At 74.2% G+C, this 13,651-nt stretch carries 11 protein-coding genes; 6 read left to right on the forward strand and 5 right to left on the reverse strand.

Annotated features, from left to right (window positions below; translation table 11 throughout):
- Positions 1-41 precede the first annotated feature (41 nt).
- Together gdhA and purL are read right to left on the reverse strand one after the other, a co-directional pair.
- A complete protein-coding gene (gene gdhA / locus ACWGKI_RS18925) occupies positions 42-1,379 on the reverse strand; it encodes an NADP-specific glutamate dehydrogenase (RefSeq protein ID WP_452189084.1) in 1,338 nt (445 codons plus the stop codon).
- Between the two features lie 224 nt (positions 1,380-1,603).
- Positions 1,604-3,955, reverse strand: a complete 2,352-nt coding sequence (purL, locus tag ACWGKI_RS18930; RefSeq protein WP_452189086.1) for a phosphoribosylformylglycinamidine synthase subunit PurL — start codon at positions 3,953-3,955, stop codon at positions 1,604-1,606.
- A gap of 289 nt (positions 3,956-4,244) precedes the next feature.
- On the opposite strand from purL, the gene ACWGKI_RS18935 reads away from it, so the two are divergent.
- A complete protein-coding gene (locus ACWGKI_RS18935) occupies positions 4,245-4,763 on the forward strand; it encodes a putative immunity protein (RefSeq protein ID WP_380245262.1) in 519 nt (172 codons plus the stop codon).
- A gap of 9 nt (positions 4,764-4,772) precedes the next feature.
- On the opposite strand, the gene ACWGKI_RS18940 is transcribed toward ACWGKI_RS18935, so the two are convergent.
- The gene (locus ACWGKI_RS18940) at positions 4,773-5,381 is read right to left on the reverse strand and encodes a hypothetical protein (RefSeq protein WP_452189088.1); all 609 of its coding nucleotides are present in this window, start codon (positions 5,379-5,381) and stop codon (positions 4,773-4,775) included.
- A 264-nt stretch (positions 5,382-5,645) separates the two neighbouring features.
- Between ACWGKI_RS18940 and ACWGKI_RS18945 the strand changes: the two genes are divergently transcribed.
- Both ACWGKI_RS18945 and ACWGKI_RS18950 read left to right on the forward strand, forming a co-directional pair.
- Entirely contained in the window at positions 5,646-6,164 is a 519-nt protein-coding gene (locus ACWGKI_RS18945) for a hypothetical protein (RefSeq protein WP_452189090.1), read from the forward strand.
- 105 nt (positions 6,165-6,269) lie between these two features.
- A complete protein-coding gene (locus ACWGKI_RS18950) occupies positions 6,270-6,635 on the forward strand; it encodes a hypothetical protein (RefSeq protein ID WP_452189092.1) in 366 nt (121 codons plus the stop codon).
- 102 nt (positions 6,636-6,737) lie between these two features.
- Here the strand turns inward: ACWGKI_RS18950 and ACWGKI_RS18955 are convergent, their stop codons facing one another.
- Both ACWGKI_RS18955 and ACWGKI_RS18960 read right to left on the reverse strand, forming a co-directional pair.
- A complete protein-coding gene (locus ACWGKI_RS18955; RefSeq protein ID WP_380243707.1) occupies positions 6,738-8,840 on the reverse strand; it encodes an acyl-CoA dehydrogenase family protein in 2,103 nt (700 codons plus the stop codon).
- The gene (locus ACWGKI_RS18960) at positions 8,837-9,586 is read right to left on the reverse strand and encodes a TetR/AcrR family transcriptional regulator (protein WP_452189094.1); all 750 of its coding nucleotides are present in this window, start codon (positions 9,584-9,586) and stop codon (positions 8,837-8,839) included. Before ACWGKI_RS18960 ends, ACWGKI_RS18955 begins: the two co-directional genes overlap by 4 nt.
- 86 nt (positions 9,587-9,672) lie before the next feature.
- Between ACWGKI_RS18960 and ACWGKI_RS18965 the strand changes: the two genes are divergently transcribed.
- From ACWGKI_RS18965 to ACWGKI_RS18975, 3 genes are read left to right on the forward strand one after another with little or no spacing between them, the layout of a single operon-like run.
- Positions 9,673-11,043, forward strand: a complete 1,371-nt coding sequence (locus ACWGKI_RS18965) for an acetyl-CoA C-acetyltransferase (protein ID WP_380243705.1) — start codon at positions 9,673-9,675, stop codon at positions 11,041-11,043.
- Positions 11,044-11,054: 11 nt separating this feature from the next.
- On the forward strand, positions 11,055-12,410 hold the full coding sequence (locus ACWGKI_RS18970) for a 3-oxoacyl-ACP reductase (RefSeq protein ID WP_452189097.1): 1,356 nt from the start codon (positions 11,055-11,057) through the stop codon (positions 12,408-12,410).
- A complete protein-coding gene (locus tag ACWGKI_RS18975; RefSeq protein ID WP_452189098.1) occupies positions 12,407-13,498 on the forward strand; it encodes a MaoC family dehydratase in 1,092 nt (363 codons plus the stop codon). The genes ACWGKI_RS18970 and ACWGKI_RS18975 overlap by 4 nt, the downstream gene beginning before the upstream one ends.
- Positions 13,499-13,651 lie beyond the last annotated feature (153 nt).

Genomic DNA, 13,651 nt, shown 5'->3' on the forward strand with positions numbered 1-13,651 from the left:
CCCTCCCGGGGACGCGCCGTCGTCGTTCGTGCGCCGCGGTCTCAGACGACGCCGAACGCGATCATCGCGTCCGCGACCCTCGTGAAGCCCGCGACGTTGGCGCCGACGACGTAGTCGCCAGGCGCGTCGTACTCGTCGGCCGTGGCGAGGCAGCTGTCGTGGATGTTGGTCATGATCTCGGCGAGGCGCGCCTCCGTGTGCTCGAAGCTCCACGAGTCGCGGGACGCGTTCTGCTGCATCTCCAACGCCGAGGTGGCGACGCCGCCCGCGTTGGCCGCCTTGCCCGGGCCGAACAGGACGCCGGCGTCGCGCAGGAGCCCGACGGCCTCCGGGGTGGTCGGCATGTTGGCGCCCTCGGCGACGGCGCGCACGCCCTGAGCGACGAGCTGCTTGGCGTCCGCCTCGGTGAGCTCGTTCTGCGTGGCGCACGGCAGGGCGACGTCGGTGGGCACGTCCCAGATGCTGCCGTCGGTCACGAGGCGTGCGCCGGGGCGGCGAGCCACGTAGTCGGAGACGCGACCGCGCTCGACCTCCTTGACCTCCTTGAGGAGGTCGAGATCGACGCCCGCCTCGTCGACGACGTAGCCGGAGGAGTCGGAGAACGTCACGACGCGGCCACCCAGCTGCGCCGCCTTCTCGGCGGCGTAGATCGCCACGTTGCCGGACCCGGAGACGGAGACCCGCCGGCCGTCGAGGCTGTCGCCCCGCGTGCCGAGCATGCTCTGCGCGAAGAGGACCGCGCCGTAGCCGGTCGCCTCGCGCCGCACCAGCGAACCGCCCCAGGTGAGGCCCTTGCCCGTGAGCACGCCCGACTCGTAGCGGTTGGTGATCCGCTTGTACTGCCCGAAGAGGTAGCCGATCTCGCGCGCGCCCACGCCGATGTCGCCGGCGGGCACGTCCGTGTACTCGCCGATGTGGCGGTAGAGCTCGGTCATGAACGACTGGCAGAAGCGCATGACCTCACCGTCGGACCGGCCCCGCGGGTCGAAGTCGGAGCCGCCCTTGCCCCCGCCGATCGGCAGGCCCGTGAGGGCGTTCTTGAAGATCTGCTCGAACCCGAGGAACTTCACGATCCCCAGGTACACCGAGGGGTGGAAGCGCAGGCCACCCTTGTACGGGCCGAGGGCGGAGTTGTACTCCACGCGGAAGCCGCGGTTGATCCGCACGCGACCCGTGTCGTCCACCCAGGGCACGCGGAAGATGATCTGCCGCTCGGGCTCGCAGATGCGCTCGAGGACCGCCGCCTCCACGTACTGCGGGTTCTTGCGCAGCACCGGGCCCAGCGACTCGAAGACCTCGCGCACGGCCTGGTGGAACTCCACCTCGCCCGGGTTGCGGCGCAGCACCTCGGCGAACACTGGGTGCAGTCGGTCTTCCATGGGGCTCCTCCCGGTCGGTGAGACACGCGGCGCGCGGAGCCGGTGGACGGCGGCACGGCGTAGGCGAGTCCTTCGCAGGGTAACCGACCGGCGAGACGCGATCTCACTTCGCGAGACGCCGTCCCCCGGCCCGCCGAGGTGGCGCAGCCGCCCCGAGGTAGCGCCGTGCACTACCTCGGGGATGGCCGTGCTACCTCGGCGACGCGGTACGCGCCTCCGGAGGGTCAGCCGAAGATGCGCGGCAGCGTGCCCTCGTGCGCCTCGCGGGCCTCGGTCAGCGGGAGCGTGAAGGTCTCGCCGTCGAAGCCGCCGGCCACGGCGAGCGCGTCCCCGCCCGTGTGCCCCAGACGCAGCACCGGGACGCCGGCGGCCTCGGCCACCGCGACCAGCTCGGTCTCGTGCTCCGGGTCCACGGCCACGAGGGCGCGCGCGGTGGACTCGCTGAACAGCGCGGCGAACGGCGAGACACCGTCGCGCCCGGTGACGCCGTCCAGCGCGACGTCCGCGCCGACGCCGTAGCGCAGCGACGCCTCGATCAGCGCCTGCGCCAGGCCGCCCTCGGAGAGGTCGTGCGCGCCCGCGACGAGCCCCTGCTCGCGCGCGGCGACCAGCACGGACGCCAGCGCCCGCTCGGCGGCGAGGTCCACGCGCGGCGGCAGGCCGCCGAGGTGACCGTGCTCGACGTCGGCCCAGGCCGAGCCGTCGAGCTCGTCGCCGGTGCGGCCGAGGAGCAGGATCGACAGGCCCGCGTCGCGCCAGCCGGACGGCACCGCCGTGCGCACGTCGTCGATCACGCCGAGCACGCCGACGACCGGCGTCGGGTGGATCGACGAGTCGATCTGACCGGGCTCGCCGGTGCCGTTGTAGAGCGAGACGTTGCCGCCGGTGACGGGCACGCCCAGCTCCTGGCAGGCGTCCGCCAGGCCCTCGATCGCCTCGACGAGCTGCCACATCGAGTCCGGGTGCTCCGGCGAGCCGAAGTTGAGGCAGTCCGTGACCGCGAGCGGCGTGGCACCGGCCGTGGCGACGTTGCGGTACGCCTCGGCGAGCGCGAGCTGGGCACCGGTCCGCGGGTCGAGCTTGCCGTAGCGGCCGTTCGCGTCGGTGGCCAGGGCGACACCGCGACCGGTGGACTCGTCGACGCGGACCACGCCGCCGTCGTCGGGCTGCGCGAGCGCGGTGTTGCCCTGCACGAAACGGTCGTACTGGTTCGTGACCCACGCCTTCGACGCGAGGTTCGGCGACGCGAGCAGGCGCAGCGCGGTGGCGCGCAGCTCGTCGGCCGACGTCGGGCGCGCCAGGCCGGCGGCGACCGTGGTGTCGGCCTGGAGGCCGTCCTGCCACGCGGGGCGGGCGTACGGGCGCTCGTAGACCGGGCCCTCGTGCGCGACGGTCCGCGGGTCGACGTCCACGATCCGCTGGCCGTGGTGGTCGATGGTGAGGCGCCCGGAGTCGTTGACCTCGCCGATGACGGCGGTCTCGACGTCCCACTTGCCGGTGATCGCGAGGAACTGCTCGAGCTTCTCGGGCGTCACCACCGCCATCATGCGCTCCTGCGACTCCGACATGAGGATCTCGCCGGCGTTCAGGGAGGGGTCGCGCAGCAGCACGTCGTCGAGCCAGACGTGCATGCCGCCGTCGCCGTTGGACGCGAGCTCGCTCGTGGCGCAGGAGATGCCCGCGGCGCCGAGATCCTGGATGCCCTCCACCACCTGCGCGGCGTACAGCTCCAGGCAGCACTCGATGAGCACCTTCTCCATGAAGGGGTCGCCCACCTGGACGCTCGGGCGCTTGGCGGGCACGCCGTCCTCGAAGGTCTCCGAGGCGAGGATGGAGGCGCCGCCGATCCCGTCGCCGCCGGTGCGAGCACCGAACAGCACCACCTTGTTGCCGACGCCCGAGGCGTTCGCGAGATGGATGTCCTCGTGGCGCAGCACGCCGAGGCAGAGCGCGTTGACGAGCGGGTTGCCCTGGTAGGAGCTGTCGAAGACGAGCTCGCCGCCGATGTTCGGCACGCCCAGCGAGTTGCCGTAGCCGCCCACGCCGCTGACGACGCCGTGCACGACGCGCGCCGTGTCCGGGTGGTCGACGGCGCCGAAGCGGAGCTGGTCCATGACGGCCACGGGGCGCGCGCCCATCGAGATGATGTCGCGCACGATGCCGCCCACGCCGGTCGCGGCACCCTGGTAGGGCTCGACGAACGACGGGTGGTTGTGCGACTCGACCTTGAAGGTCACGGCCCAGCCGTCGCCGACGTCGACGACGCCGGCGTTCTCGCCGATGCCGACGAGCAGGTGCTTCTTCATCTCGTCGGTGACGCGGTCGCCGAACTTCTTCAGGTGCACCTTGGACGACTTGTACGAGCAGTGCTCGGACCACATCACCGAGTACATGGCGAGCTCGGCGGCGGTGGGGCGCCGGCCCAGGAGGTCGCGGATGCGCGCGTACTCGTCCGGCTTCAGCCCGAGCTCCGCGAAGGGCTGGGCCTCGTCGGGCGTCGACGCGGCGTGCTCGACGGTGTCGAGCTGCGGGCGGGGGGCGGACACGGCTTCAGCGCTGTCGGCAGCGGCGGTCATCAACTTCCCTCGGGTCGCACGAGTTCGAGCACGGGCGCCGGAATGCTCCGGGTGCTCGGACCGGGTGATCGCCGCACCGCCTCGCGGTGCCGGTATCCGGCGTCGGTCCGGGCGGGGGCGCCACACGGCGCGCCGCCAGTCTACCGGCGTCCGCCGGGGCCGAGGGCCTCCTCTTCGTCGTGACCGGTGTCGGGCTGCCCATGGCGCTGCGGACGCTCGGCGCCGCCGCGCTGGTGTGCCGCGTTCGTCCTGACGTGAAAGGCGTGACCGCCCCGGGCAGGATGGTCCCGTGCCGATCCTGCCGACCGATCGCGACCCGCGCCTCATCACCGTCCGCCGGGGCGGGAGCCTGACCGACGAGCACCACCGGCTGCTGGCCGGGTGGGCGGTGGCCTGCGCCGAGCACGTGCTGCCACTCTTCGAGCGGGAGGTGCCCGACGACCCGCGCCCGCGCGACGCGCTGGAGGTCGCCCGCGGCTGGATCCGCGGCGAGGTGCCGATGCGCGAGGCGCACCGCACCGCCTTCGTCGCCAACGCGGCAGGGAAGGGGCGCCCCGACCCGGCGCGGTTCGCCGCCCTCGCCGCCGGGCAGGCCGTGGCGGTGGCGCACGTCGCCGCGCACGACCTGGGCGCGGCCGCGTACGCGATCCGGGCCGCGAGCGCCGCTGCGCCCGCCCCCGAGGCGGAGGCCGCCCGTCGTCGTGAGCGCGACTGGCAGCGCGAGCGCATCCCGGCCGGGCTGCGCGACCTGGTGCTCGACGACCAGCGGGCGCGCAGCGCGATCTGCTGGGACGTCTTCGACGACTGACTTCCGCGCTCAGCCCTTGCCCGCACCCGACGCGAGCGACGCGCGACCCGGTCCGGGCGGCCGGCCGACGGCGACCGACGGGTCCACGGCCGTCGCGACCGCCGCCGCCGCGCCGAGGAGCAGGCCGACCCGCGTGTGCGGCAGCCGCAGGCCGCGCGCGCGCCACCGCTCGCCGCGGCGGTAGGCCCACTTCTCCCCCGCGACCGCGACGGCCGCCACGACGGCCACCGCTCCAGCGGCCACCCCGGCCACGACCGTCAGCGCCGGCAGCGGGTCGGCGTCACCGAGGTCCGGCGCCCCGTCCGCCTCGTCCAGCAGGACGTTGTCGTCCCGGACGGCGCGGGCCGGGTCGGTCTCGTCCACCCCGTCGCCGTCGCCGAGCTCTCGCAGGCCGCGCAGCTCGTCGCGCACCTCGCGGGCCCCGACGAGGGCAGAGCGGCCCTCGTCGGTCGCGGCCACCCCGAGCGCCACCCCGGCGGCGAGCACCCCGGCCTTCGTCAGGGCGCGCGCCCACCGGGGCCCCACGACGTCCGGCACGGCGTACCAGGCCAGCGTGGTGAGGCCGGTGATCACGATGCTGCGGGCGTCGGCCCGTCCGTGCTCGGCCGGCGTCTCCATGGTTCACCTCCGGGTGAGGGGGTCGATCGTGGCGCGGTGCTCCGAGGTCGTCGGACCGCCCGTGGGAGAACGGGCGGCACGCGCGCCGAGTTCCGGACCCGAGGACGGACAGCCGCGACCTGCAGGGATGACCTCGGCTTGACCTTTGTGCCGCTTTCTTTGACCTCGGCCACGATCGGGTGACACTTCTGCGTGAGCCACGCCACGACAGCGGCATCAAGAGCCAGATTCTTGCCGACTACCACAAGGTGGTTTGATGCGCACGTGGAACTGCTCCGAACCTTTGCCCCGGGCGCCTTCGCGTACGGACTGGCGTCCTGGTCGTGGCTGGGGGTCCACGGCAAGACGCCCCGCTTCACGACCGTCTTCGGCGACGTCTTCCTCGAGTCCCTGGAGGGCTGGTGGTTCCTCGACACGATCGAGGGGTCGCTCGAGCTCCGGTGGTCCAGCGCAGTGGAGATGTACACCGAGCTCGACTCCCCCGACGGCCGCACCGACCTCCTCCTGGAGGACCTGTGCCGCGAGGTCCTCGAAGCGGGCACGCTGCCGCGCGCCGACGAGGTGCTCGCGTTCTCGCCGCACCCCGCGCTGGGCGGCCGGCTCCACGCCGACCACGTGGCGCCGGTCCGCCTCGAGCTCGCGCTGCGCCTCACGGGAGAGATGCACCACCAGCTGCGTTCGGCGTTCGACGGCACGCCGTCGCCCCTCCTCCTCGGGCACGACGGACCCTCGCAGCCGGCTCCCTTCGCCGTGTCCGCCTGGCGGGAGAACCCGGGACGCTGACTGTGACGCACCTGTGACCTGCACGGCCGTCCCTGCGGATGCACGACCGCCGCACCTGTCGTCTCCTGGGAGAGGCACGGATGAGGCGGACCGTGGGAGGTAGGCATGAGACGGGTGCTCGTCGTCGGGCTCGTCGTCGGGGTGGTGGACGGGGCTCTGCTGGGCGCGTCGGCCGCGCTCGGCTGGACCTGGGTGGCGTGGGCCGCCCTGCTGCTCGGGCTCGGGGGAGCCGCGCTGGCCGCCCTCGCGACCCCACCGCCGCGCGTCGCGCGCCCGGCCACCGTGACGCTCGGGCTGCCGCTGCGGGACGAGCAGCCGGCCGAGCAGGTCGTCGAGCAGGGGGTCGAGGAGCCCGTACCTGCCGCCACCGTCCCCGCCGTCGCCCCGGCCGGGACCGAGAACCCTGGGGCCGTCGTCGAGGAGTACCCGCGGCCCGTGCGCGCCGGCGACCCGGCCCCGGCGGCCGCCTGACCGCCTGACTGCCCGCCCGTTCACGCGCGAGGGGGCCCGCCGAGACCAGGTCTCGACGGGCCCCCTCCGGCGTCCGGCGACGGATCAGCCGGGCCGGCCGGCTCAGCCGCGCCGCTGCTTCTTCAGCGCCTTCTCGCTGACCGGCGCGGTGCCGTCGGCCCGCTGCTGCGCGTAGTACGCCCGCGCCTCGTCCTGTCGCTCGGCCTCGATGCCCGACGCGATCACGGCCCGCAGGTGCTCCTGCCCGTAGCCCCACGCGTCGACCAGGTCGACGGCGTGCGGGCGCAGGCGGTCGAGCAGGCGGTCGACGTACGAGGTCACCGTGCGCGCGCGCTGCGCCGACAGACGCCCGTGGATCAGGTACCAGGCGAGGTTGCGCTCGATCAGGGTGAGCCCGAAGACGTCCCGCACCCAGGTCATGACCCGGCGGGTGCCCGGGTCCTCGACCTGCTCCAGCGCGTCGGTGAACGCCGACCAGCGCAGCAGGTCCGCGTGCGCCCGGGCCGCCTCGAGGAGCTGCACCTGGTTCTCGTCGAAGATCCGCGCGGCGGTCACCGGGTCGGCCTTCTGCGCGGGGCGCAGGGCCATGGCGACCTCCTCGACGATCGTCGCGACGCGGTCGGCGAGCAGCTCGCGCTGGGTCTCGGCGTCGCGCAGGTGCCCGGCGGCACGGCGCGGGTCGCCCGCGTCCGCGATGGCCTGGCCGGCCCGGCGCAGCCCGGTGCGGTGCAGCGCGGTGTCCGCGGCGCGGTCGACCACGAACCGCGCGATGCCCGCCGGCGTCGACGTGGCGCCCTTGAGGGCCTTCGCGTAGTCGCCCACGAGGCGCTTGGCGACGAGCTGCAGCAGCACCGTGTTGTCGCCCTCGAACGTGGCGTACACGTCCAGGTCGTGGTGCAGGCTCGTGATGCGGTTCTCGGTGATGAACCCGGCGCCGCCGCACGCGACGCGCGCCTCCTGCAGCGTCTCGAGCGCGAACGTCGTCGACGTCGCCTTGAGCGCCGCCGCCATCGTCTCCAGGTCCTCGCGGTGCTCGGGGGTGTCCTTCGCCCCGGAGAACACGTCGTCGAACAGGTCGAGCAGGCGGTCGTGCGCGAAGTGCGTCGCGTACGTCTCGGCGATGCGCGGGAACAGGCGGCGGCGGTGCGTCGCGTAGTCGAGCAGCACCGTCTCCTCGATCGGCGACGCCGACGTGAACTGGCGGCGCTCCGCGCCGTACCGCACGGCGATGGCGAGCCCGAGCTTGGACGCCGTGGAGGCCGCGCCGTCCAGCGAGACGCGTCCCTGCACCAGCGAGCCGAGCATGGTGAAGAAGCGGCGACCGGGGCTGTCGATCGACGACGAGTACGTGCCGTCCGCGGCGACGGCGCCGTAGCGGGCCAGCAGGTCCGTCCGGGGGACGCGCACGTGGTCGAACGCCAGGCGACCGTTGTCCACGCCGCGCAGGCCGCCCTTGAGCCCGTCGTCGTGCCCGCTGATGCCGGGGAGGAACTCCATGGTCTCCGGGTCGCGGACCGGGACGTAGAAGCAGTGCACGCCGTGGTTGACGCCGTTCGTGACCAGCTGCGCGAAGACGGTCGCCGCCGTGGCGTGCGCGGCCGCGTTGCCCAGGTACTCCTTCCACGCCGCGCGGAACGGCGTGTGGATGACGAACTCCTCCGTCTCAGGGTCGTACGTGGCCGTCGTGGCGACCGACGCGACGTCCGAGCCGTGCCCGATCTCCGTCATCGCGAACGCGCCCGGCACCGAGAGGTCCATCGCCCCGGGCAGCAGGCGGTCCTGCTGCTCCGGCGTCCCGAGGTGCAGGATCGCCGAGGCGAACAGGCCCCACTGGACGCCCGCCTTGATCTGCAGCGACGGGTCGGCCACCACGAGCTCCTCGAAGCCCGCCAGGTTGGCGCCCGGCGAGTCGCCGCCGCCGAGCCGCTCGGGGAACGCCAGCCACACCTGGTGCTTCTCGTCCGCGTTCGCGAGGAGGCGCATCTGCTCGAGCACCCGCTCGCGGTGCTCCGCCATCGACAGCGACTCGTCCTTCCAGAAGGTCGGGTCGGTCGAGCGGGCGCGGGCGTGGCGGCGCCACTCCGGCCACCGGCCGAGCAGCTGCTCGGACAGGCCCGCGACGTCGACGCGGGGCGTCGGCTTGCCTGCGGACCCCTGGTGCGCGGCGGGCGCGTGCGTCACGGGACGGTCGGACGTCGTGGTCATCGGTGCTCCTGCGGTTGTGCGGTGTCGGGGGTCGGAGAGGTCGCGAGAGGCGGCGCGCCCTCGTGGTGGAGGACGCCGACGGGGCCGGTCCACAGCCACAGGGTCACCTGCTCGGTGAGCTCCTCCCGGGTGAGGCGGCCGGCGCCGTCGTGACCGAGCCACCACTCGCCGGCGCCGCGGACGAAGCCGACGGCACCGGCCGCCCACGCCGCCGCGAGCGCCGGAGCGACGTGGACGGCGCGCGCGAACGGTTCGGCGACCAGCTCGATGACGGAGTCGAGGTACGCACCCAGCGCCTCGGCCTGCCCGGTGCCGGCGGCCCCGGGGGCAGGCTCGTTGCCGCCGATGGCGGTGCGCGTCACGAACCAGTAGACGTTGGGCGAGTGCTCGATCATCTCGAGGTACACGCGGACCATCGCGCGCAGCGCGGCGTGCGGCGTCGGCGCCGCCTCGGCTGCCTCGCGGAGGGCGTCGTGCATCGTCGCGACGACGTGCGCGGCCACGGCGAGCCGCAACCCTGCCTTGTCCTCGAAGTACCGGTAGACGATCGACTTGGACGTGCCCGCCTCGCCGGCGATCTCGTCCATGGAGACCCCTGGCCCCCCGCGGTGGACGGCCTTGCGCGCCGCATTGACGAGCTGGGCCCGTCGCGCGGCACGATGGTCGTCCCACCGGGTCGACCGACCGTCGAGGGCCGGTCGAGAATCCGGGTTCGAGCGGGCGTCGAGCTGTTCTGCGGCCGTCATCGGCCGCACCTTGTGACTCGTCTCACGGGACTGAGAGTATCAGGTACTGTGAGTCCTACCTGACCGACGGAGTGAAGGATCTACCTGTGGCTACACGCAAGCCGTCCGACGGCTCCTCCCCGAGCACGTCCCGGACCCCCCGTGCCGCGAAGCCGACCGTGCGGGACGCCGTGATCGTGGGCGGCAACCGCATCCCGTTCTCGCGGGCCGGGAAGAAGTACGCCGACGCCTCCAACCAGGAGATGTTCACCGCCGCCCTCGAAGGGCTCGTCGCGCGCTTCGGCCTCCAGGGCGAGCGCATCGGCGAGGTCGTCGGCGGCGCCGTGCTCAAGCACTCCCGCGACTTCAACCTCGTGCGCGAGTCCGTCCTCGGCTCCTCGCTGTCCCCCCAGACGCCCGCCTTCGACCTCCAGCAGGCCTGCGCCACCGGCCTCGAGGCCGCCATCACCGTGGCCAACAAGATCCGCCTCGGCCAGATCGAGTCCGGCATCGCCGGGGGCACGGACACCATCTCCGACGCCCCCGTCGCGGTGAGCGAGGGACTGCGCCGCGCGCTGCTCGACGCCTCGCACGCGAAGACGCTCCAGGCCCGCCTCAAGGCCTTCGCGAAGGTCCGCCCCTCCGACCTCAAGCCGCTCACCCCCGCCACCGACGAGCCGCGCACCGGCCTGTCGATGGGCGAGCACCAGGCGATCACGACGGCGCGCTGGGGCATCTCCCGGGCCGCGCAGGACGAGATCGCCCTCGCCAGCCACCAGCACCTCGCCGCCGCGTGGGACGCGGGCTTCTTCGACGACCTCGTCACGCCGTTCCGTGGCCTGACCCGCGACGACAACCTGCGCGCCGACACCTCGCTGGAGAAGCTCGCCGGGCTCAAGCCGGTCTTCGGCCGCGGTCTGGCCGAGCCCGCCGAGCCCACGATGACCGCCGGCAACTCCACCCCCCTGACCGACGGCGCCTCCACCGTGCTGCTGTCGTCCGCCGAGTGGGCCGCCGAGCGCGACCTGCCGGTCCTCGCCCGCCTCGTCGACGCGGAGACCGCGGCCGTCGACTTCGTGCACGGCCACGACGGGCTGCTCATGGCGCCCGTGCACGCCGTGCCGCGCCTGCTCGCCCGCAACGGGCTCGCGCTGGACGACTTCGACTTCTACGAGATCCACGAGGCGTTCGCGTCGACCGTCCTCACGACGCTCGCCGCCTGGGAGGACCCCGACTACTGCAAGGCCGAGCTCGGGCTCGACGAGCCGCTCGGGAGCATCGACCGCGACCGGCTCAACGTCAACGGCTCCTCGCTCGCCGCGGGACACCCGTTCGCCGCCACCGGCGGGCGCATCCTCGCCACCGCGGCGAAGCTGGTCGCAGCGAAGGCCGCGGAGACCGGCAAGCCGGCCCGCGCCCTCATCTCCATCTGCGCCGCGGGCGGCCTCGGCGCCACCGCCGTCGTCGAGTCCGTCTGAGAGGGGACCCCGTGACCGACTCCTACACCAAGGCCGTCAACTCGGGCTTCACGAAGACGCTCGCCACCAAGCTGGGCCTGCCGCGGCCCGCCGTGCTGCGGCGCTTTCGCGCGGGCGACCCGCTGACCGTCGGCCCCGTGCTCGTCGTCTCCGACGCCGCCTCCACCGGCGACGCCGACCTCCTCGCCAAGGAGCTCCTGGGCTGGGGCCTCGACGTGCGGCGCCAGCCCTCCGACGACGCCCGCTGGGGCGCCGTCCTCCTCGTGCTCACCGGGTCCGCCCGGCCCACCGACGTCTCCGAGGCGGTCCTCTCCGTCGGGTCGGTGCTGCGCCGCCTCGCCACCAACGGCCGCGTGGTGACCGTGTCCCGCGAGGCCGCCGCCGGCGACGCGCCCGCGCTCGCCGCCGCCCGCAACGGGGTGGACGGCTTCCTGCGCTCGCTCGCCAAGGAGCTGCGCGCAGGCGCCACCGGCAACGGCGTCGTGCTCACCGACGGCGCTGCCGTCGACGCCCCGTCGGCCCTCGCGACGCTGCGCTTCTTCCTCTCCGCCCGCTCGGCGTACGTGGACGGGCAGCTGCTGCCCGTCGGGCCGGCGCAGGCCGACCTGCCCGGCGACTGGGACCGCCCGCTGGCCGGGAAGGTCGCCGTGGTCACCGGCGCGGCGCGGGGCATCGGTGCCGCGATCGCGAAGACGCTGGCCCGCGACGGCGCCACCGTCGTGTGCGTGGACGTCCCCGCCGCCGGCGAAGGGCTGGCCCGCACCGCGAACGCCGTGGGCGGCACCACGCTCCAGCTCGACGTCACGGCGCAGGACGCGGGCCGCCGCATCCTCGAGCACGCGCGCACCCGGCACGGCGGGCTCGACATCGTGGTGCACAACGCGGGGATCCTGCGCGACAAGCTGCTCGCCAACATGAAGCCGGCGCAGTGGGACGCGGTGATCGCCGTCAACCTCGAGGCGCAGCTGCGGATCAACGACCAGCTGCTGGGCAGCGACGGCGACGACGGCGTGGACGGCCTGCGGATCGTCTCGCTCGCCTCGACCTCCGGCATCGCCGGCAACAAGGGCCAGACCAACTACGCGTTCTCCAAGGCGGGCGTCATCGGGCACACGCGCGCCACCGCGCCGCTGGTCGCCGCCCGGGGCGGCACGGCGAACGCGGTGGCGCCGGGCTTCATCGAGACCGAGATGACGGCGTCGATCCCGCTCGCCACCCGCGAGGTGGCGCGCCGGGTGTCGTCGCTGCAGCAGGGCGGGCAGCCGGTCGACGTCGCCGAGGCGATCGCGTTCCTGTGCTCCCCCGCGGCGGCAGGCGTCAACGGGCAGGTGCTGCGCGTGTGCGGGCAGAACCTGGTGGGGCGGTGACGGCGGCCGCGCCGGCCACCAGCGCCGGCGAGCCGCTGCGCGTGGAGACCCTGCCGACCCTGCCGGCGCTCGGCGGCCTCTACGCGCGCGGGGCCGCCGCGTCCGGACGCATCGCCGCCGGGCGTGCGATGCCGGGGCTGCCCGTCATCGGCCAGGGACGGTCCGGCGACGGCGGCGGCGAGGAGCCCGCCCTCACGCTGCCCGACGTCGTCTACCGCGTCACCGGGGTGCCGACGGCCGACCTCGCCCACCACCTGCACGACTACCAGCGGCTGCTGCACGAGCCGGTGACCGACGTGCTGCCCGCGGGCTACCTGCACGTGCTCGCCTTCCCGCTGGCGACGGCGGTCATGGTCCGCGGCGACTTCCCGCTGCCGCTCCTGGGCATGGTGCACCTCGCGAACGACGTCGTGCTGCGAGGACCCGTGACCCTCGGTGACGTGCTCGAGGTGCGTGCGTGGGCCGAGAACCTGCGCCCCCACAAGCGAGGTGTGCAGGTGGACCTGGTGGCCGAGGTGCGGCGCCAGGACGACCCCGCGAGCGCGCCCGTGTGGCGCGGCGTCTCGACGTATCTCGCAAAGGGCTTCCACCTGCCGTGGACGGCCGAGGCGGAGGCGTCGGACGCCGCCGCCCCCGAGGAGGCGGACGGCGCGGAGGACCGCGCCCCCGCGGGCACCTGGACGCCGCCGCTGCCCACCGGCCGCTGGGCCCTCGGTCCTGGCACCGGTCGTGCCTACGGCGCGGTGTCCGGCGACCGCAACCCGATCCACCTGTCGGCCCTGTCCGCCAAGGCGTTCGGGTTCCCGCGTGCCATCGCGCACGGCATGTACACCGCCGCCCGCGCGCTGGCCGACGTCGGGCACGCCCGCGGGGACGCCTACCGGTGGACCGTCGAGTTCGCGTCGCCCGTGCTCCTCCCGGGCACCGTCGACGTGGCCGTCACCCCGGACGCCGCAGGTGCCCCGGGTGCCCCGGGTGCCCAGGACGCCCAGGCAGCCCCGGGCGGCGACACGAGCGGGTTCGCATACGTCGGATGGAACGGCGCGCGCGGCCGCCAGCACTTCCGCGGCACCGTCACGCCGCTCTGACCCGCCTGCCGAGGTAGTTCCCGAGCTGCCGAGGTAGTCCCCAAGCTGCCGAGGTAGTCCCCAAGCTGCCGAGGTAGTTCCCGAGCTGCCGAGGTAGTTCCCGAGCTGCCGAGGTAGCACGAGAGGTGCCGAGGTAGTCCACTACCTCGGCAC

The sequence above is a fragment of the Isoptericola sp. NPDC055881 genome, assembly GCF_053615895.1.